This window comes from Peribacillus sp. FSL E2-0218 (assembly GCF_037992945.1).
Classification (GTDB): Bacteria; Bacillota; Bacilli; order Bacillales; family DSM-1321; genus Peribacillus; species Peribacillus simplex_B.
Genome location: NZ_CP150304.1, coordinates 4,971,668 through 4,991,706, shown reverse-complemented (window position 1 = coordinate 4,991,706; position 20,039 = coordinate 4,971,668). Strand labels below are relative to the sequence as shown.

Here is a 20,039-nt window from a genome sequence, read left to right as displayed (position 1 = left end):
ATAGCAAGTTTTCTTATTGAAAGGATGCGTTTTCATGTCAAGTGGAGCTAAAATTTCAAATGAACTTGAGAGATGGGAAAACCAGTTTCGGGAACTTTTGCATGAGTTTCAAGAAGAGGCGGCCTTGAAAGAGAAACAACTGTTGGTCATTGGCTGCAGTACAAGTGAAGTGGTGGGAAAACGGATCGGCACGGAAGGAACGCTCGATGTTGCCGGGATGATATTTTCCGTTGTGAGCGATTTTCAAGAAAAAACCGGTGTCCAAGTGGCCTATCAATGTTGCGAGCATCTTAATCGGGCCTTGGTCTTGCAAAGGGAAACGGCTGTGCGAAGAGGGTATGAAGAAGTGTCCGTCATACCGGTCAGGACGGCAGGCGGATCAATGGCAACATACGCCTTTCAACAATGGAAAGATGCCGTAGTCGTGGAGCATATTAAAGCGGAAGCGGGCATGGATATTGGGGATACCTTCATTGGTATGCATTTAAAGCATGTGGCCGTTCCGCTTCGATCTGCCATCAAGGAAATAGGGCACGCACATGTGACGATGGCAAAAACCCGCCCCAAACTTATCGGCGGGGAGCGGGCCGTCTATCAGGACATTTCCGTCAACAAGAGTTGTCATTGAGTAGACGGTTGGCTCGCACGCCTGGTCTCGTATGAGGCATGTTCCGTTTATAAGCAGGGTTTCGGAGGTCTCATTCCGGAACCCTTTTTGATTATTTGGATGGCCTGCACAAGAAACAAAGGTCCTGATCCGAGTGGAAAGTGACGTTTTAAGGGTAATATCTGAAATGCTTCGTGAAACCGACATCGCCTGACTGTAGACAAGCTCCATCAAGCCATGCCATTTTTAAATCGTCATAAATGGAAGGGAACTGTATTTCAGGGGGGATGGAAGTCATTTTAGCTTGTGAACCTAGGTTAAATGAAGTATTATACAAAAATAATAAGTTAAATACGAACATTTACAAATGTAAAAACATTTAACGTTCGATAAAATTACACTATCACTTCTAAAATAGACATGTTAAAATGGAGTAGAATTTTCTAATTATTATGGGACAGGCTTTTTCATGTCTTTATGAAGACATGTTGCACATAAATACTAAAAAGCGAATCACGCACATTTTGAGGAGGAATTACGGAATGAATCGTTTAGCCAAGCAAGATGAGCAAGTGTTTAACGCAATTCAACTGGAATTAGGGCGTCAAAGAAGTAAGATCGAGCTTATTGCTTCTGAAAACTTCGTGAGTGAAGCGGTCATGGAAGCTCAAGGATCGGTCCTAACCAATAAATATGCAGAAGGTTACCCTGGAAAACGTTATTATGGCGGTTGTGAGTATGTCGATATCGTTGAGGATCTGGCCCGTGATCGTGCAAAAGAGATTTTCGGCGGAGAGTATGTGAACGTACAGCCGCACTCTGGGGCTCAAGCCAATATGGCGGTATACTTCACGGTACTTCAAACAGGCGACACGGTGCTTGGCATGAACCTTTCCCATGGGGGACATTTAACACATGGCAGCCCGGTAAACTTCAGTGGCGTCAATTATAATTTTGTAGAATATGGTGTAGACGAAAAAGACCACCGTATCGATTATAATGATGTATTGGAAAAAGCGCGTCAGCACAAACCAAAAATGATCGTCGCAGGTGCGAGCGCGTATCCACGAGAAATTGATTTCAAGCGATTCCGCGAGATTGCAGATGAAGTTGGAGCATATTTGATGGTAGATATGGCCCATATCGCAGGTCTTGTTGCTGCAGGATTGCACCAAAGTCCTATCCCTTATGCTGATTTCGTAACGACAACAACTCACAAAACACTTCGCGGACCACGCGGTGGGATGATCATTTGTAAAGAAGAATTTGGCAAGAAAATCGATAAATCAATTTTCCCGGGTATTCAAGGCGGGCCATTGATGCATGTAATCTCCGCTAAAGCTGTTGCATTCGGCGAAGCGCTTCAAGAAGATTTTAAAGTGTATGCACAGCAAATCATCGACAACGCCAAACGCTTGGGCGAAGGTTTGAAAAAGGAAGGGTTCACCCTTGTTTCTGATGGGACGGACAATCACTTGATTCTTCTTGATGTACGCTCTACAGGATTGACTGGAAAAATCGCTGAGCACGTTCTTGATGAAATCGGAATTACGGTTAACAAAAATGCGATTCCTTATGATCCGGAAAAACCATTCGTAACGAGTGGTATTCGTATCGGTACCGCTGCTGTGACATCGCGTGGCTTCGGTTTGGAAGATATGGATGAAATAGCATCGATCATCGGACTTGTTCTGAAGAATAATGAAGATGAGGCTAAACTTGAAGAAGCGAAACAACGTGTGGAATCGTTAACGAGTAAGTTCGAATTATATCCTTCATTGTAATATCCGAGCCGCTCCTTTTTTAGGAGTGGTTTTTTCTGCGGATTATAATTGAAGAATCTGAATTGTGAAAATAGGTCTGACATCTAAACCTTTATTGAAGATTGAACCTTTTTTCTGTAAAATAGGTTGAAGTGAATTTAAAGGCACGAAAATTTTTCTATTCAAATAGGGAAATCATAAAAAGAGCAAAATTAAGCAATGGAATTGGAGAGATGCCAAATGGGAAAAGTTTTTGTTTTCGATCACCCGTTAATTCAACACAAATTAGCCTATATACGCGATATAAATACAGGAACAAAAGAATTCCGCGAACTAGTTGATGAAGTGGCTTCATTGATGGCGTTTGAAATCACAAGGGATATGCCGCTTGAAGAGGTGGAAATCCAAACACCGGTAAGCACAGCGAAGGTGAAAATGCTCTCGGGTAAAAAAGTGGGGATCGTTCCAATCTTGCGTGCGGGCATAGGGATGGTGGACGGAATCATTAAATTGATTCCTGCTGCCAAGGTCGGACATGTCGGTCTATACCGTGATCCGGAAACATTGAAACCTGTCGAATATTATGCGAAAATGCCGAGTGATTTGGCTGAGAGGGAATGTATCGTCGTTGATCCAATGCTAGCTACCGGCGGTTCTGCCATCGAAGCGATCCACTCCATTAAAAAGCGCGGTGCGGTCAATATTAAATTCATGTGCCTGATTGCAGCTCCAGAAGGTGTGGATGCATTAAAAGAAGCTCATCCTGATGTGGATATTTATATTGCAGGACTTGATGAGAAGCTGAATGAACATGGTTACATCGTTCCAGGTCTGGGAGACGCGGGAGATCGTTTATTCGGCACAAAATAATGGATGGAAACTGAGGTGTAACGAATGAACGAACCGATAAAGGTCATGACAATTTTCGGTACGAGACCGGAAGCCGTCAAAATGGCTCCGTTAGTTTTGGAATTCCAAAAACACCCAGAACATTTCAAGCCGATCGTTGCCGTTACGGCTCAACATCGTCAAATGTTAGATCAAGTTCTTGAATTATTCTCGATCCAGCCGGATTATGACCTGAACATCATGAAGGATAGGCAAACACTTGCCGATATCACAACGAGGGCATTAAACGGTCTTGATTCCATCATGAAGGAAGCCGAGCCTGATATCGTCCTTGTCCATGGTGATACGACTACAACGTTTGTCGCCAGCCTGGCTGCCTTTTACAATCAGGTCGTCATTGGCCATGTAGAAGCGGGGTTGCGCACTTGGAATAAATATTCCCCATACCCGGAAGAGATGAATCGCCAACTTACCGGGACGATGGCGGACTTGCATTTTGCTCCGACTTCAAAAGCGGAAGCGAATCTGTTGAACGAAAACAAGAAGGACAATATCTTCGTGACGGGGAATACGGCGACTGATGCTTTAAAAACGACGGTACGGTCCTCATACAGCCACCCCGTTTTAACTGGATTGGGAGAAGACAAGCTCATTTTACTGACTGCTCATCGCCGGGAAAATCTAGGGGAGCCGATGCGGAATATCTTCAGGGCTGTCAAGAGACTCATTGCCGAGCATGATGACATTCAAGTCGTTTACCCAGTCCATTTAAATCCACTTGTTCAGGAACTGGCAAATGAAATTCTCGGAGAGGAATCCCGGGTTCATTTAATCGAGCCATTGGATGTATTGGATTTTCATAACTTCGCTTCAAGGGCTTATTTGATCATGACCGACTCTGGAGGCATCCAAGAAGAAGCGCCGTCACTTGGGGTACCCGTCCTTGTTTTAAGGGATACGACTGAACGTCCTGAAGGGATATTGGCTGGTACTTTAAAATTGGCGGGCACTGATGAACAGATGGTCTTCAATATGGCACATGAATTACTGACGAACGAAGAAGAACATGAAAAAATGTCCAAGGCTTCGAATCCGTATGGTGATGGGAATGCTTCAGCTCGTATAGCGGAAGCGATCCGTTACTATTTCAAGCAAGTGGATGTACCGCCAACTAGATTTGATTCATAATGAAGGATAATTTTAGACTGCAGACAAACTCGATTTGTCTGCAGTTTTTTTTGTTTGGATGGTTGGACTTTACCGTTGCATTCCATTGTGCGTGAAAAAGAAGGGCGCGTTTCGTTTCACTGGGGACCATCGTGAGTTACTTGCATAGGTCAGCTATATTGCCGGTGATTGCTTCAAATTCAAGAATGGGGCTGGGAAGTAGAAAAATAAAAAGGAAAAGCGATACTGCTTTTCCTTTTTATTTGCATACTCCAAGGTTGTTGAGAAAAGCTAACAGCTAAGGGGATGATTATGTTGAAGCTGGTAATGAAATTGTTCATATATATAACTGTTTTTCTTCTATTATTTACTTATTCATATGAAAAGGAAGCGGCATCCATCATTTTGCCGCCGTTGCCCAAGTTATCCGAATCTAAAAAAGTGACGGTCGTTGTCACGATGGATCAAGCTATTGAGCGAAAAAAAATCAGTGAACTGCTTGGGAAATATCCAACTCTCCAGTTACGGACGGTTTATTCGGTTGCGCTTAATGGTTTTTCGTTACGGGGAAGCCTCAATGAGATCGAACGGCTTAAAAAGGAAAATGATATCCAGGCGGTTACGGAGGTTTCCACGTATCATGCTGTCTTGGATGAAAGTGTCCCATACATAGGAGGAGAGAGGGTGAGAGCTTTCCTTGATGAGGAGAACCATCGAATCACCGGAAAAGGAGTCAAAGTTGGGGTGATCGACACAGGGATTGATTATACACATCCGGATTTACAACGGGCTTATCGGGGAGGGAAGGATCTGGTTGATGGTGATGGAGATCCGATGGAAACTAAAAAACAGGGTGAGCTGGATACATTACATGGAACGCACGTTGCAGGTATCATAGCTGCCAATGGAAAACTGAAGGGCGTAGCCCCGGAAGCGGAGATTTATGCATATCGGGCGCTGGGTCCAGGCGGTGCTGGGGATACCGAGCAAGTTTTGACGGCTATCGAGTCGGCAATGAAGGATGAGATGGATGTATTGAACCTATCTCTCGGCAATAACGTAAATGGTCCGGATTTACCGATATCGCTTGCGTTGAATAAGGCGGTCGAAAGCGGCATCGTAGCCGTGACTTCGAATGGAAACTCCGGTCCGGAGGTATGGACTGTCGGTTCTCCAGGAACCTCGGAAAAAGCGATTTCCGTCGGAGCATCCACTCCTCCTTTAAAGGTTCCGTTCATGGTTTACGGCCTAGGTTCGAAAAAGCATCATACGCGCTTGCATTCATTTCAAGGGTCGAGGAAATGGAATCTGGCGTTTTCCGAAGAGGTGATGGATGGCGGTCTTGGAGATGAAAAAGACCTGAAGCATGCCCAGGATAAGATTGTGTTGCTGGAGCGCGGGGTACTCACTTTCCAGCAGAAGGCATCCAATGCGGCGAAGGCGGGTGCCGAAGGAGTGATCATCTATAATAATACGGGCGGGACCTTTACAGGAAGCCTGGAAAAAGAAATGAATATCCCAGTGGCTTCTATTAATAGAAGAGATGGGTTGCGCCTTAAGAAAGTCATGGAGCAAGAGCATAGTCATACCGTTCGCTTCTTATATAAAAACGAACAAGATCGGCTCGCTGATTTTAGCTCAAGAGGTCCGGTGACAGTATCATGGGGAATAAAGCCGGACGTATTGGCGCCTGGAGTCCAAATTGAAAGCACCATTCCTAATGGATATATGTCACTCGACGGAACCAGCATGTCAGCTCCGCATGTGGCAGGAGCGTGCGCGTTGATTTTGCAAAAGCATCCGGACTGGACCCCCGATCAAGTGAAATCGGCATTGATGAGCACATCCAAGCCATTAAGGAAATCTGCCGGCGAATTTTATCACACATATGAACAAGGGGCGGGACGCATCCAGATCGACGAAGCCTTAAAGGCGGACACGCTCTTGAATCCAAGCTCGTTATCATTTGGGATGTATACGAAAAAGGGTGGAATTGAAGAGCATCATGAAACGATATTGATTGAAAATACGGGAACGAAAATGAGGAACTATTCGTTTAAAGTGCCACTAAAGGAGAAGGGGCTCACATGGGAGTTGCCGAAATCCCTTACTTTGAAGCCGAAGGAAAAGAAAAGGCTGAAAGTGGGGCTTCAGGTAAACCCGGCTGATTTGGAAAAGGGAGTCTTCGATGGCTACCTTCTTATAATGGAAGGAACGAAAAGAATTTCCCTTCCCTATTTATATGTGAAAGAAGAGCCTGATTATCCAAGGGTGATGGGTTTTGATTTTGGACAAGGAGATCAAGCTGGAACTTATCGTTACGAAATGTACCTTCCGAGGGGGGCCGACGAATTCGGGATTGCCCTTTATGAGGAAGATAGCTTAAAATTTGCAGGATATCTGGATTGGTCGAAGCCGGCACCTTCTGGTTTGATCAAAAAGAATGTCCTGAGGAAGAACTTGCCACCTAAAGGAGTGTATAAAGCAATTATCTTTGCAAGGAGGAATGGAAGGGAAGATCGGGTGGAAAAGACGTTACATATTGAGTGAACATAAGACAATATGTAAAATAAATCGGATGTCAATAGCATAAAAAAGATAATTTGTGAACGTTTCGTTAATAATTACAAACCTGTGACAAATTTCACTAACCACTCATTGACATTGATTCTAGCCTATTGTATGCTAACAAAGGATGTAGAATGAGAGGGGTTTCATACGTCAATAACGTGACAAATAGGAGTGCTTTTTCGACTCTCTATTTGGACTTATTACGGGCAAATTTACCTTGCTAACCCACAGATCTACAATATTTCTAGGGAGATTACATGATAAAATGCTAGAATTGGAAAAAATGTTCAATAGGCAGCTGAAATACATGCTGTATCTAATGGGTATTTATGTGATTGGGGTGGCATTCACATCATATGATTCAGTCTTCCAAGGATTGTTGCTTGGTACTGCCTTCAGCCTGTTTATTTTTTGGTCCATGGTCAAAAAAAACAAAAAGTTTGCCCAAGAAGTAGCGGAGGGTAAAAAAACGCGCTCACTTGGTAGTTTAACTAGAATGTCTGTGGCGGGTTTAGCTGCAATTATCGCATTGAAGTATCCCTATGAGTTTCAAGTGGTCTGCGTGGTTGTGGGATTAATGACGGTTTATTTTGTCATTATGATAGATTTTTTTATACAAAACATACGTAGGTAGTAAAGAAGAGAGGTGAATACTGTTGAATCATGAAGCTCCTATGTGGGAATTTATGGAGACTGGAATACATTTCAACTTGGCTAATGTGCTAATGATGACTATCGCAAGTCTCATCGTCTTCATTATTGCTGTAACAGCAACTCGTAAACTTGCGATGAAGCCAACAGGAATGCAAAACTTTATCGAATGGGTTATGGATTTTGTGAAAAACATCATCAACAGCAATATGGATTGGCGTACGGGTGGTCAGTTCCTTATGTTGGGAATGACATTAATATTGTACGTATTTGTTTCGAACATGCTAGGATTGCCTTTCTCCGTTGTAATAGGAGGAGAGCTTTGGTGGAAATCACCTACATCTGATCCAGCAATAACTCTAGCCTTGGCAGTCATGGTATTGGGATTGACCCATTATTATGGTATCAGGATGAGAGGTATGAAGAATTATGCAAAAACTTACGTCCAACCAATGGGTTTCTTGTTTCCGTTAAAGATTATTGAAGAGCTTGCCAATACGTTAACTCTTGGATTGCGGCTATACGGAAATATCTATGCGGGTGAGTTACTATTAACCTTACTGGCTGGTCTAGGCACAAGCAGCGCATTTGGTGCGATTGGTGCTGCCATTCCAATGTTGGCTTGGGAAGGGTTCAGTGTGTTTGTCGGCTCCATCCAAGCATTCATTTTCACTATGTTAACAATGGTTTATCTTTCCCATAAAGTAAGTGACGACCATTAATTATAAGTATTGTTCATTTTGAACATTATATTGATCAAAAAAAATAAAACAACATTTCAAGGAGGAAATTTATCATGACAGGTTCTTTAGGTCTTATAGCTGCTGCTATCGCAGTTGGATTAGGTGCACTAGGTGCGGGTATTGGTAACGGTCTTATCGTTGGACGTACAATTGAAGGAATGGCTCGTCAGCCGGAAGCTCGTGGTATGCTTCAAACGACTATGTTCGTCGGTATCGCTTTAGTTGAAGCATTACCAATCATCGCGGTAGTTATCGCGTTTATTGTTCTAGGTAAATAAGATAACTTGAAAGAGTTCCATAATGGCGAAGATGATCCAAGGAGAACCTTCGCCATTGCTCTGTGTTAAAGTGAATAATTATTATGGCAGGATACTGTCAATTGAAAATACAGAACTTCAATAGTGAATCTCATGAAGGGAGTGAACCGAGCGTGTTAACAAGCAATTTTGTACTTGGTCAAGCAGGCCACTTTAATGGTGGAGATATCTTATACCAACTTTTCATTTTCATCGTATTGTTAGCGTTGCTTAAAAAGTTTGCATGGGGTCCATTGATGGGCATCATGAAAGAACGTGAAGCGCATGTCGCAAACGAAATCGAAGCAGCTGAAGTTAGTAGAAAAGAAGCGCTGAAGTATCTGGAAGAACAGCGTGAAATCGTAAAACAATCTCGCACAGAAGCGGGACAACTTATAGAGAATGCTAAACAACAAGGTGAGGCTCAACGCGAAGATATCATTAATCAAGCGCGTGCTGAAGCTGAACGTGTTAAGGAATCAGCAAAACGTGAAATCGTACAAGAGAGAGAAAAAGCAGTTGCCGCATTGCGCGAGCAAGTTGCATCTTTATCTGTCATGATCGCATCTAAGGTGATTGAAAAAGAACTATCACAAGCTGATCAAGAAAAATTAATAAATGAATATATTCAAGAGGCAGGAGAAGGTAAATGAGCGATATAACTGTAGCAGGACGTTATGCTGTAGCTCTTTTCCAAATTGCGAAAGAGCAAAATCTCATTAACCAACTTGAAGAAGAGCTTCGCATAGTGCATGAAGTTTTCACGAAGGATAAGGAGCTTTTAAGTTTCTTGGCTCATCCTAAAATGACTGGCGATGCAAAACGTGAAGTGATGAAAAATGCCTTTGCAGGAATATCACCTTCCGTTCAAAATACTGTAATGCTAATGGTTGAGCGCCATCGCACAGCTGAAGTCGCTCCCATGGCAGCAGAGTTCATTGAACTAGCCAATGAAGAAAACTCAGTTGCGGATGCGACTGTCTATACAGTCAATCCTTTAACTGAAGCTGAAGCGGAAGCTGTGTCTTCAGCTTTTGCTGCAAAAATCGGCAAACGGAATCTACGCATTACCAATATTACGGATAGCACGATCATTGGCGGAATGAAGCTCCAAATCGGCAACCGTATTTATGACGGGACGATCAGCGGTAAGCTAGATCGCCTTAGCAAACAACTATTAGGTTAATATTCACAGATAGGGGTGAAATTCATGAGCATCAAAGCTGAAGAAATCAGTGCGCTGATTAAAAAGCAGATTGAAAACTATCAGTCGGAAATTAAAGTAAGCGATGTGGGTACAGTCATCACGGTTGGTGATGGTATCGCACGCGTTCATGGTTTAGATAATGCAATGTCTGGGGAGCTCTTAGAATTTTCCAATGGTTCAATGGGTTTAGCACAAAACCTGGAGCAAAATAACGTAGGTGTTGTTATTCTTGGACCGTTCAGAGACATTAAAGAAGGCAGTGAAGTACGCCGTACGGGCCGTATCATGGAAGTGCCTGTAGGAGAAGAATTAATCGGACGTGTCGTGAATCCGCTTGGACAGCCATTGGATGGCCTTGGTCCAATCGCTACAACGAAAACTCGTCCAATCGAAAGCCCTGCAACTGGTGTAATGGACCGTAAATCAGTTCATGAACCACTGCAAACAGGTATTAAAGCAATTGATGCATTGGTTCCAATCGGTCGCGGACAACGTGAGTTAATCATCGGTGACCGTCAAACTGGTAAAACATCCGTTGCGATCGATACAATCCTTAACCAAGCTGACCAAGATATGATCTGTATCTATGTGGCTATCGGACAAAAGGAATCAACGGTTCGTGGAACAGTTGAAACGCTTCGTAAAAACGGTGCATTGGATTACACAATCGTAGTATCTGCATCAGCATCTCAACCGGCACCACTTTTATACCTAGCTCCTTATGCTGGTGTGACTATGGGTGAAGAGTTCATGTTCGCTGGTAAGCACGTTCTTGTCGTGTATGATGATCTTTCGAAACAAGCATCTGCATACCGTGAACTTTCCTTGCTACTTCGTCGTCCTCCAGGCCGTGAAGCATTCCCAGGGGATGTATTCTACTTGCACTCCCGTTTACTTGAGCGTGCAGCAAAATTGAACGACACTTTAGGTGCTGGATCAATCACTGCACTTCCGTTTGTTGAAACACAAGCAGGCGATATCTCTGCTTACATTCCAACAAACGTTATCTCCATCACGGATGGACAAATCTTCCTGCAATCCGATTTGTTCTTCTCGGGTGTTCGTCCTGCGATCAACGCTGGTCTTTCCGTATCCCGTGTTGGTGGATCTGCACAAATTAAAGCGATGAAAAAAGTTGCCGGTACATTGCGTTTGGACTTGGCTTCTTACCGTGAATTGGAAGCATTCTCTCAATTCGGTTCAGATCTGGATGCTGCAACACAAGCAAAACTTAACCGTGGTGCTCGTACAGTTGAAGTTCTTAAACAAGATCTAAACAAACCGATTAAAGTTGAAAAACAAGTCATGATTTTCTATGCTTTGACTAAAGGTCATTTAGATGATATTCCAGTTTCGGATATCCTTCGTTTTGAAGAAGAATACTATGTGTTCCTTGATCGTTCTCATCCGGAATTATTAGATCACATTCGCACAACTAAAGGTCTTCCTGAAGACGCTGCTGTCGTTGCTGCCATTAACGAGTTCAAAAAGAACTTCGTTATTTCTGAATAATAAGGTCTAACTAATTTTTAAAGGGTGGTGAGAATGAATGGCCTCTTTACGCGATATTAAGTCTCGGATTACTTCAACGAAAAAGACGAGTCAAATTACAAAAGCGATGCAGATGGTATCTGCTTCTAAAATGAACCGTGCCGAAGCTAATGCTAAAGCATATGTTCCATATATGGAAAAAATTCAAGAAGTGGTATCCAGTATTGCGAACGGAAGTACGGGTGCCTCTCATCCAATGCTTACTTCACGTCCAGTTAAGAAAACCGGATACTTGGTTATCACATCGGACCGTGGTTTGGCTGGGGCCTACAATAGTAGCATCCTTCGCCAAGTTCATAAGACCATTCTTGAACGCCATAAATCCAATGATGAGTTCGTCATTATCGCAATCGGAAGGGTTGGCCGTGATTTCTTTGTCAGCCGTAATATGCACGTAGAGCTTGAAGTAATTGGAGTTCCCGATCAGCCGTCTTTCGCTGACATCAGCTCCCTTGCAAAATCCACAGTGAACTTATATTTGAATGAGCTGTGTGATGAGCTTTATATGTACTATAACCATTATGTCAGCCCGATCCAGCAGGAAGTAACGGAAACGCAAATCCTTCCGTTATCTGACTTTGATACTTCCAATTCAACATTGACGACTTATGAATTTGAACCGAATGCGGAAGAAATCCTTGAGGTATTATTGCCTCAGTACGCTGAAAGTTTGATTTATGGTGCTTTGTTAGATGGTAAAGCAAGTGAGCACTCTGCACGTATGACTGCAATGAAAAATGCAACAGATAATGCAAAAGAGTTGATTGACTCACTTTCATTACAATATAACCGTGCACGTCAGGCAGCGATCACTCAAGAAATCACCGAGATTGTCGGCGGTGCAGCTGCTCTAGAATAGAACCATTAAAGGGGCGGTCAGCCCGGACTAGGCTTGGCTGTCCCATAATATCGATACGATAGTCGTTATAAGCAACGTTAGGAGGGAAAACGATGAATATAGGACGCGTTACTCAAGTTATGGGTCCGGTTGTTGACGTGAAATTCGAAGACGGACAACTTCCTAAGATCTATAACGCGTTAAGAATCGAAAATACAGCGTCTGGTACAGGACTAACTCTTGAAGTGGCCCTTCAACTAGGTGATAATACAGTTCGTACTGTAGCAATGTCTTCCACTGATGGGTTAACCCGTGGTGCAGAGACACTTGATACAGGAGCTCCAATTTCCGTTCCTGTAGGTGAAGTTACTCTAGGTCGCGTTTTCAACGTTTTAGGGGAAAACATTGACCTATTCGAACCACTTACAGCAGAGGTGCGTCGTGATCCGATTCACAGACAAGCACCAACTTTCGAGGAATTATCAACACAAGTTGAAATTCTTGAAACGGGTATTAAAGTAGTAGATTTACTTGCCCCTTATATCAAAGGTGGTAAAATCGGTCTCTTTGGTGGAGCCGGTGTTGGTAAAACTGTACTTATCCAAGAACTTATCAATAACATCGCACAAGAGCACGGCGGTATCTCCGTATTCGCTGGTGTAGGTGAGCGTACTCGTGAAGGTAATGACCTTTTCTACGAGATGACTGATTCCGGTGTTATCAAGAAAACAGCGATGGTATTCGGACAAATGAACGAGCCACCTGGTGCACGTATGCGTGTCGCTTTAAGTGGTTTGACAATGGCTGAATATTTCCGTGACGAACAAGGACAAGACGTTCTTTTCTTCATCGATAACATCTTCCGTTTCACGCAAGCAGGTTCCGAGGTTTCTGCCCTACTAGGCCGTATGCCATCTGCGGTAGGTTACCAACCAACCCTTGCAACGGAAATGGGTCAACTGCAAGAGCGTATCACTTCAACGAATAAAGGTTCCGTTACTTCCATTCAAGCGATTTATGTACCTGCCGATGACTATACGGATCCGGCTCCGGCTACTACTTTCGCTCACTTGGATGCAACAACTAACCTTGAGCGTAAACTTTCTGAAATGGGTATCTACCCAGCGGTTGATCCGTTGGCGTCATCTTCTCGTGCTCTTAGCCCGGAAATCGTTGGAGCTGAGCATTATAAAGTGGCACGTCAAGTTCAATCAACTCTACAGAAATATAAAGAACTTCAAGATATCATTGCGATCTTGGGTATGGACGAATTAAGCGAAGACGAAAAAGTTATCGTTGCCCGTGCTCGTAGAATCCAAAACTTCTTGTCACAAAACTTCCACGTGGCTGAACAATTCACTGGTCAAAAAGGATCTTATGTACCAGTTAAAGAAACAGTCCAAGGATTCAAAGATATCCTAGCTGGAAAATATGACGACCTTCCTGAAGATGCTTTCCGTCTAGTTGGCCGCATCGAAGAAGTTATTGCTAAAGCAAAAGAAATGGCTTAATTAAAGGGACCTAGGAGGGAATGAAATGAAGACCATTAAAGTCAATGTTGTTACTCCCGATGGCCCAGTATATGATGCAGAAGTTGAAATGGTAAGCACTAAAGCTAAAAGCGGTGAGATGGGAATCATGGCTGGACACGTTCCAACCGTAGCCCCGCTTACCATTGGTGCTGTCCGTCTTAAGAATGGAAGCAACACAGACTATGTAGCTGTAAATGGTGGCTTCTTGGAAGTCCGCCCTGATGTGGTAACCATTTTGGCTCAATCTGCTGAAAGAGCTGAAACTATCGATCTTACACGTGCTCAAGCAGCAAAGGCACGTGCAGAACAAAGATTGCAAAATAATGATGGATCGAATGATGTCAAAAGAGCTGATCTAGCTCTTAAACGTGCAATCAACCGAATCCAAATTGCAGAAATGCGATAACCATATATGGTGAAAACACCTGAATGAACCAACCGGTTCATTCAGGTGTTTTTTTCTTTCTTGTCATGGAAGGTCGTAATGGGAAAAAATCTGCTGAAATCCCTCGAATGATGGAACAAACTATTTTCCATATAAATCCTCCACTCGTCGACATCTGATAGTCAAAATGTTATAATGTATACGCTTACATTTTTACTTCCACCCCCCCTCTCGCCACGTTGCTTCTAAAAGATTGCTACTCTGCATAAATATTTAAAACGGCATCCAACAAAAAAGAAGACAAGCAAATTGAACATGTATCCATTAACTTTTGAATGATCCATAAAAGGGAGATGAATATGGGACAGCTGCATTTATACCAAAATAATTATTTAATCGTATTTGTTTTTCTTTGTCTCGGGATATTATTACCTGTTATTGCACTGTTTCTTGGCAAGCTGCTTAGGCCTTACAAACCGACGGATATGAAATATACGACGTATGAAAGCGGTATCGATCCTTTTTCGGATTCAAGGGTCCAATTCAATGTTCGATATTATTTATTCGGATTGATGTTCGTCATTTTTGATGTAGAGACGGTCTTTCTCTACCCGTGGGCAGTGGCCTATGATGAGCTAGGATTGTTTGCGCTTATTGAAATGCTATTTTTCGTCATCATCCTAATGCTAGGACTAATCTACGCTTGGAAAAAGAAGGTGTTGAAATGGAATTGAAATTAGACGACCTCACCCCTGCCGAAATGGATGAGATGCGACAAAGCATTTTTTTATCAACGCTTGAACAAATTAAGGGCTGGGCTAGAAGCAACTCCCTTTGGCCAATGACATTCGGTTTAGCATGCTGTGCAATTGAAATGATGGGTGTAGGCTCCTCACATTACGATTTGGATCGTTTCGGATCTTTTTTCAGGACGTCACCCCGGCAATCTGATGTCATGATCGTTTCAGGTACGGTAACGAAAAAAATGGCACCAATCATAAGTAGATTATATGACCAAATGCCAGAACCTAAATGGGTCATTGCCATGGGCTCCTGCGCAACGGCAGGGGGTCCGTATGTGAAGTCCTACTCGGTGGTCAAAGGGGTTGATCAAATCGTGCCAGTCGATGTATATATCCCCGGTTGTCCCCCAAATCCGGCAGCTCTTATTTATGGAATCAATAAATTAAAAGAAAAAATCCGTTACGAGGCGAAAACCGGAAAGCGGGTGATATAGATGAATGAGGATCAAGACCTAGCGAAGCAAAAGGCAGCCGCAGCGGCGAAGGCAAAGGCGGCAGCACTCGCACGAAAGCAAGCGAAGGAGGAAGGGTCGGAGAAACCGTCAGGAGAAGAAGACCTAGCGAAGCAAAAGGCAGCTGCAGCAGCGAAGGCAAAGGCGGCAGCGCTCGCACGAAAGCAAGCGAAGGAGGAAGGGTCGGAGAAACCGTCAGGAGAAGAAGACCTAGCGAAGCAAAAGGCAGCCGCAGCGGCGAAGGCAAAGGCGGCAGCGCTCGCACGAAAGCAAGCGAAGGAGGAAGGGGCAGAGAAACCGTCAGGAGAAGAAGACCTAGCGAAGCAAAAGGCAGCCGCAGCGGCGAAGGCAAAGGCGGCAGCACTCGCACGAAAGCAAGCGAAGGAGGAAGGGGCAGAGAAACCGTCAGGAGAAGAAGACCTAGCGAAGCAAAAGGCAGCTGCAGCGGCGAAGGCAAAGGCGGCAGCGCTCGCACGAAAGCAAGCGAAGGAGGAAGGGGCAGAGAGTCCGCCAGGAGAAGAGGACCTAGCGAAGCAAAAGGCAGCCGCAGCGGCGAAGGCAAAGGCGGCAGCGCTCCCACGAAAGCAAAAATCTGCCGGTAGTGAGGGAGATCCTGAAAAAGCGAAGGCTAAAGCCATTGCAGCGGCTAAGGCGAAGGCAGCTGCTGCTGCCAAGTCCAGGGCCAACGTGGATGAAAGGACGGAAGATGACAATAAGAATCAGCCATCCCCAAACCAGCCCACACTCAATCAAATTGTTCATGCTATTGAAAGGCATGTAGGACAAGATGCATTAATAGACCACTATATTAATAACCTATCAAAGGATGTACCTACAATAGTGGCGAATCCTGATACATACTACTCAATAGCTAAATTACTGCGTTATGATGAAAAGCTTAACTTTTCTTACTTATCGGAACTCCACGGCACCGATTTTGAAACCCATATGGAAATCTATGTACATTTGCATTCATTCGACATGAATCAATCCATTGCCCTTAAGGTGAAGCTGGACAGAGATTCTCCAGCCATTCCCTCACTGGTCCCGTTATGGCAAGGGGCCAGTTGGCCGGAATGTGAGGCCTATGATTTATTAGGTATCAATTTTCGTGAGCACCCTGACTTAAAGCGGATTTTACTTGGTGATGATTGGAAAGGGTATCCCCTTAGGAAAGATTATCAGCCTTATGATGTGGAGGTGTAACCCCAATGTTAAGGACGGAAGAAATGCTTCTCAATGTCGGACCGCAGCATCCGAGCACGCATGGCGTTTTTCGGCTCGTCATCAAGATTGATGGCGAAATTATAAAAGAGGCCACCCCCGTTATCGGGTATTTGCATCGTGGTACGGAAAAGCTGGCGGAGAACCTGCAATATACGCAAATCATTCCATATACCGATCGGCTCGATTATCTGGCGGCGATGACAAATAATTATGTGTTATGTCATGCTGTCGAAACAATGATGGGATTGGAGGTCCCTGATAGGGCTGAATATTTGCGGGTGATCGCCATGGAGTTGGGCAGAGTGGCGAGCCATCTTGTTTGGTGGGGGACATACTTGCTTGATATAGGAGCGACGAGCCCTTTTTTATACGCGTTTCGCGAGCGTGAAATGATCGTCAATTTATTGACCGAATTGTCTGGGGCACGGCTTACATTCAATTATATGCGAGTGGGCGGCGTGAAATGGGATGCCCCCGAAGGCTGGATTGCAAAGGTCGCCGAGTTCGTGCCGTATATGAGGGAGCAGCTTGCCGGTTACCATGAGCTGGTGACAGGGAATGAAATCTTTGTGAACCGGGTTAAAGGGGTTGGCATCTATACGAAGGAGGAGGCGCTGCAGTATTCACTTAGCGGTGCCAACTTAAGATGCACGGGTGTCAAATGGGATTTGCGGAAAAACGAACCATATTCGATTTATGATCGGTTCACCTTTGATGTTCCCACCCGGGAGGAGGGAGATGCTTTTTCGCGGTATCATTGCAGGATGGAAGAAATCGAAGAATCATTGAAAATCCTTGAGCAGGCGGTTGAGCAATTTCCAGAAGGGCCGGTCCTTGCCAAGGTTCCCAAAATCATAAAGGTGCCAAAGGGTGAAGCCTTTGTGCGAATTGAGTCACCAAGAGGCGAAATCGGCTGTTATATTGCGAGTGAAGGGAAAAAGGAGCCATATCGGTTGAAATTTCGCCGGCCTTCTTTTTATAATCTGCAAATTCTCCCTAAATTATTGGAAGGGGAAAATATGGCGAACTTGATAACGATATTAGGAGCCATCGATATCGTTCTAGGGGAGGTGGATGGATAAATGATCAAGGATTTACTCCACTCCGCTCCAAGCTTGCTGAATTTTGGCATTTATTTTGGTTTGGCGGTCCTGCTGTTATTCGTCGTCCTGGGGTTTGTCACTTATGGAATCCTCTCGGAACGAAAAATCATGGGGTTCATGCAGCTACGGATCGGCCCGAACCAAATTGGCGGGAGATGGGGTCTCTTGCAGACCGTTGCCGATGTTTTGAAACTTCTGATCAAGGAAGATACGATCCCGAAAAAAGCCGACAGGCCGCTTTATATATTGGCGCCGGTGATCGCCTTTGCCCCCGCTTTCATGGTCCTTGCCACTTTGCCGTTCACCGATGCGTTCCAATTTGCCGATATTGGTGTAGGTTTGCTGTATTATGTGGCGATATCCGGCATTTCGACGATCGGTATCGTCACGGCGGGCTGGGCGTCCAATAATAAATATTCGTTGATCGGTGGCATGCGCGCAGCCGCGCAAATGATCTCTTATGAAATTCCCTTGGTGATGTCGTTAGTGGGAATCGTCCTTTTGACAGGCAGCTTGAACCTGAACGACATCGTGGCTGCCCAAGAGAAGGTTTGGTTCATTTTCCTTCAGCCGATTGCCTTCATCGTCTTCATGATTGCGTCTGTGGCTGAGCTGAACCGGGTCCCTTTTGACCTTCCTGAAGCGGAATCGGAGCTTGTAGCAGGGTATCATGTAGAATATTCCGGATTTCGCTGGGCCTTCTTTATGTTATCGGAATATGTTTATATGTTTGCAATGGCCACATTAACCACTGTATTATTTTTAGGAGGATGGAATTCTATTCCGTTTTTGGATTTTATTCCGGCTGCCATTTGGTTCGGCCTCAAGTTCAGTGCGGTGTTCTATATATTGGTTTGGATCAGGGTGACCTTTCCTCGGATAAGGGCCGATCAATTAATGGAGTTCGGTTGGAAGGTGCTGCTCCCGGTTGCATTAGCCAATATATTCTTGACGGCCATCATAAAAGAAATCGTTCACCTTATTTAAAAAACTTAAAGCTGATCGGAAAGTGAGGGATGAACATGCTTGGTTTAGCTAAAGGTTTAAGCTATACATTAAAGAACTTGACCCGGAAAAAAGTGACGTATGACTACCCGAATGAACCGATGCCGCTTCCTGACCGCTTCCGCGGAATCCAAAAATTCTACCCTGAAAAGTGCATCGTATGCAATCAATGTGTGACGATTTGCCCAACGGACTGCATACAATTAACGGGAAAAAAACATCCGGACCCTTCCAAAAAGGGGAAGATCATTGACACGTATGACATTAATTTCGAAATTTGCATCTTGTGTGATTTATGCACGGAGGTTTGCCCCACAGAAGCGATCGTCATGACGAACCAGTTTGAGCTGGCGGAGTATAGCCGTGATCATTTATTCAAAAATTTGGAGTGGCTTGATGAAAATGATGAGAATATCCGGAAGGTGAATAAAGTATGAGTGTATCCGGCGAACTGATTGCCTTTTTTGGCTTGGCACTCGTCGCCATATTGGGCGGGGTGCTGCTAATTACATTAACGAAAGTGGTGCACATGGTCATTGCACTCGTTTTTACCTTTTTAAGCATTGCGGGCATTTATCTGCTGCTTTCGGCGGAGTTTGTCGCCATCGTCCAAATCCTGATTTATTCCGGGGCGATTACGATCGTGATGTTATTCGGAATCATGTTGACGAACCATCGGGAACACGATGAACCGGCAAAAGGGGGGCGGGGGAAATTACCTCTGCTGTTAGCGATTGCAGGATTCGCTGTAGCCGTCTATCTGGGAATCTATGATTTGGATATACCGGTACAGCCGACTGCCTTGCATGAGGAAAATACAAAACAAATAGGAATCGCACTGTTCTCTAAATATGTGATTCCGTTTGAAGTAATGTCGGTACTCCTGCTGGTGGCTTTAGTCGGAGCCATCGTATTAGCTAAAAAAGATGATGAGGAGGGAGATCGATCATGACGGGAGTTCCCTTGTCTGCTTATCTCGTATTGGCGCTCGTTCTTTTTTGTATAGGGCTGTATGGGGCCTTGACGAAAAGAAATGCTGTGATCGTTTTGATTTCGATCGAGCTGATGCTGAACGCCGCCAATATCAATTTAGTTGCCTTCAGTAAATTCGGGGTAACACCATCGATTACGGGCCAGGTGTTTTCTTTATTCACGATTACAATCGCTGCAGCCGAGGCGGCTGTAGGGCTGGCAATATTAATGTCCCTTTACCGCAAGCGGAAGACGGTCAATGTCGATGAAATGGATATCATGAAGCATTGAGGGTTCATATGAATGAAGAAGGGGAT

At 44.3% G+C, this 20,039-nt stretch carries 22 protein-coding genes; all 22 read left to right on the top strand.

The window, feature by feature from the left end:
* Positions 1–34 precede the first annotated feature (34 nt).
* The 22 genes from MHI53_RS24145 (at position 35) to nuoK (ending at position 20,013) form a co-directional block, all read left to right on the top strand.
* Positions 35–628, top strand: coding sequence for a TIGR01440 family protein (locus tag MHI53_RS24145; protein WP_185113038.1), 594 nt, complete (start codon positions 35–37; stop codon positions 626–628).
* Between the two features lie 521 nt (positions 629–1,149).
* The gene (glyA, locus tag MHI53_RS24140; RefSeq protein WP_061141286.1) at positions 1,150–2,391 is read left to right on the top strand and encodes a serine hydroxymethyltransferase; all 1,242 of its coding nucleotides are present in this window, start codon (positions 1,150–1,152) and stop codon (positions 2,389–2,391) included.
* Positions 2,392–2,610: 219 nt separating this feature from the next.
* Positions 2,611–3,240, top strand: coding sequence for a uracil phosphoribosyltransferase (gene upp, locus MHI53_RS24135; protein WP_061141285.1), 630 nt, complete (start codon positions 2,611–2,613; stop codon positions 3,238–3,240).
* Positions 3,241–3,264: 24 nt separating this feature from the next.
* Entirely contained in the window at positions 3,265–4,407 is a 1,143-nt protein-coding gene (gene wecB, locus MHI53_RS24130; protein ID WP_340372482.1) for a UDP-N-acetylglucosamine 2-epimerase (non-hydrolyzing), read from the top strand.
* A gap of 291 nt (positions 4,408–4,698) precedes the next feature.
* Complete coding sequence (locus MHI53_RS24125; RefSeq protein ID WP_340372481.1) at positions 4,699–6,936, top strand: S8 family serine peptidase; 2,238 nt, start codon at positions 4,699–4,701, stop codon at positions 6,934–6,936.
* A 286-nt stretch (positions 6,937–7,222) separates the two neighbouring features.
* Positions 7,223–7,591 carry an ATP synthase subunit I gene (locus tag MHI53_RS24120; RefSeq protein ID WP_061141282.1) on the top strand — a complete coding sequence of 123 codons (369 nt, stop codon included), beginning with the start codon at positions 7,223–7,225 and terminating at the stop codon, positions 7,589–7,591.
* Positions 7,592–7,613: 22 nt separating this feature from the next.
* Complete coding sequence (gene atpB, locus MHI53_RS24115; protein WP_061141281.1) at positions 7,614–8,330, top strand: F0F1 ATP synthase subunit A; 717 nt, start codon at positions 7,614–7,616, stop codon at positions 8,328–8,330.
* 74 nt (positions 8,331–8,404) lie between these two features.
* On the top strand, positions 8,405–8,629 hold the full coding sequence (gene atpE / locus MHI53_RS24110) for a F0F1 ATP synthase subunit C (protein ID WP_061141280.1): 225 nt from the start codon (positions 8,405–8,407) through the stop codon (positions 8,627–8,629).
* Positions 8,630–8,781: 152 nt separating this feature from the next.
* Positions 8,782–9,300 carry a F0F1 ATP synthase subunit B gene (gene atpF, locus MHI53_RS24105; RefSeq protein ID WP_061141804.1) on the top strand — a complete coding sequence of 173 codons (519 nt, stop codon included), beginning with the start codon at positions 8,782–8,784 and terminating at the stop codon, positions 9,298–9,300.
* Entirely contained in the window at positions 9,297–9,833 is a 537-nt protein-coding gene (locus tag MHI53_RS24100) for a F0F1 ATP synthase subunit delta (protein ID WP_061141279.1), read from the top strand. Before atpF ends, MHI53_RS24100 begins: the two co-directional genes overlap by 4 nt.
* 24 nt (positions 9,834–9,857) lie before the next feature.
* Positions 9,858–11,366, top strand: coding sequence for a F0F1 ATP synthase subunit alpha (gene atpA / locus MHI53_RS24095; RefSeq protein WP_061141278.1), 1,509 nt, complete (start codon positions 9,858–9,860; stop codon positions 11,364–11,366).
* Positions 11,367–11,403: 37 nt separating this feature from the next.
* A complete protein-coding gene (locus MHI53_RS24090) occupies positions 11,404–12,264 on the top strand; it encodes a F0F1 ATP synthase subunit gamma (RefSeq protein WP_061141277.1) in 861 nt (286 codons plus the stop codon).
* Positions 12,265–12,356: 92 nt separating this feature from the next.
* A complete protein-coding gene (atpD, locus tag MHI53_RS24085; protein ID WP_061141276.1) occupies positions 12,357–13,754 on the top strand; it encodes a F0F1 ATP synthase subunit beta in 1,398 nt (465 codons plus the stop codon).
* 25 nt (positions 13,755–13,779) lie between these two features.
* Entirely contained in the window at positions 13,780–14,181 is a 402-nt protein-coding gene (locus MHI53_RS24080) for a F0F1 ATP synthase subunit epsilon (protein ID WP_061141275.1), read from the top strand.
* Between the two features lie 338 nt (positions 14,182–14,519).
* On the top strand, positions 14,520–14,894 hold the full coding sequence (locus tag MHI53_RS24075) for an NADH-quinone oxidoreductase subunit A (RefSeq protein WP_061141274.1): 375 nt from the start codon (positions 14,520–14,522) through the stop codon (positions 14,892–14,894).
* Complete coding sequence (locus MHI53_RS24070; protein WP_340372480.1) at positions 14,885–15,397, top strand: NADH-quinone oxidoreductase subunit B family protein; 513 nt, start codon at positions 14,885–14,887, stop codon at positions 15,395–15,397. The genes MHI53_RS24075 and MHI53_RS24070 overlap by 10 nt, the downstream gene beginning before the upstream one ends.
* Positions 15,398–16,621: an NADH-quinone oxidoreductase subunit C gene (locus tag MHI53_RS24065; RefSeq protein ID WP_340372479.1), complete on the top strand. Its 1,224-nt coding sequence runs from the start codon at positions 15,398–15,400 to the stop codon at positions 16,619–16,621.
* A gap of 5 nt (positions 16,622–16,626) precedes the next feature.
* Positions 16,627–17,724 carry an NADH-quinone oxidoreductase subunit D gene (locus MHI53_RS24060; RefSeq protein WP_100531089.1) on the top strand — a complete coding sequence of 366 codons (1,098 nt, stop codon included), beginning with the start codon at positions 16,627–16,629 and terminating at the stop codon, positions 17,722–17,724.
* Positions 17,725–18,732 (top strand): NADH-quinone oxidoreductase subunit NuoH, encoded by a 1,008-nt coding sequence (gene nuoH / locus MHI53_RS24055; protein WP_340372478.1) that lies wholly within the window; start codon positions 17,725–17,727, stop codon positions 18,730–18,732.
* Positions 18,733–18,767: 35 nt separating this feature from the next.
* Complete coding sequence (gene nuoI / locus MHI53_RS24050) at positions 18,768–19,187, top strand: NADH-quinone oxidoreductase subunit NuoI (RefSeq protein WP_340372477.1); 420 nt, start codon at positions 18,768–18,770, stop codon at positions 19,185–19,187.
* On the top strand, positions 19,184–19,702 hold the full coding sequence (locus MHI53_RS24045; protein ID WP_061141268.1) for an NADH-quinone oxidoreductase subunit J: 519 nt from the start codon (positions 19,184–19,186) through the stop codon (positions 19,700–19,702). Before nuoI ends, MHI53_RS24045 begins: the two co-directional genes overlap by 4 nt.
* Positions 19,699–20,013, top strand: coding sequence for an NADH-quinone oxidoreductase subunit NuoK (nuoK, locus tag MHI53_RS24040; protein WP_061141267.1), 315 nt, complete (start codon positions 19,699–19,701; stop codon positions 20,011–20,013). Before MHI53_RS24045 ends, nuoK begins: the two co-directional genes overlap by 4 nt.
* Positions 20,014–20,039 lie beyond the last annotated feature (26 nt).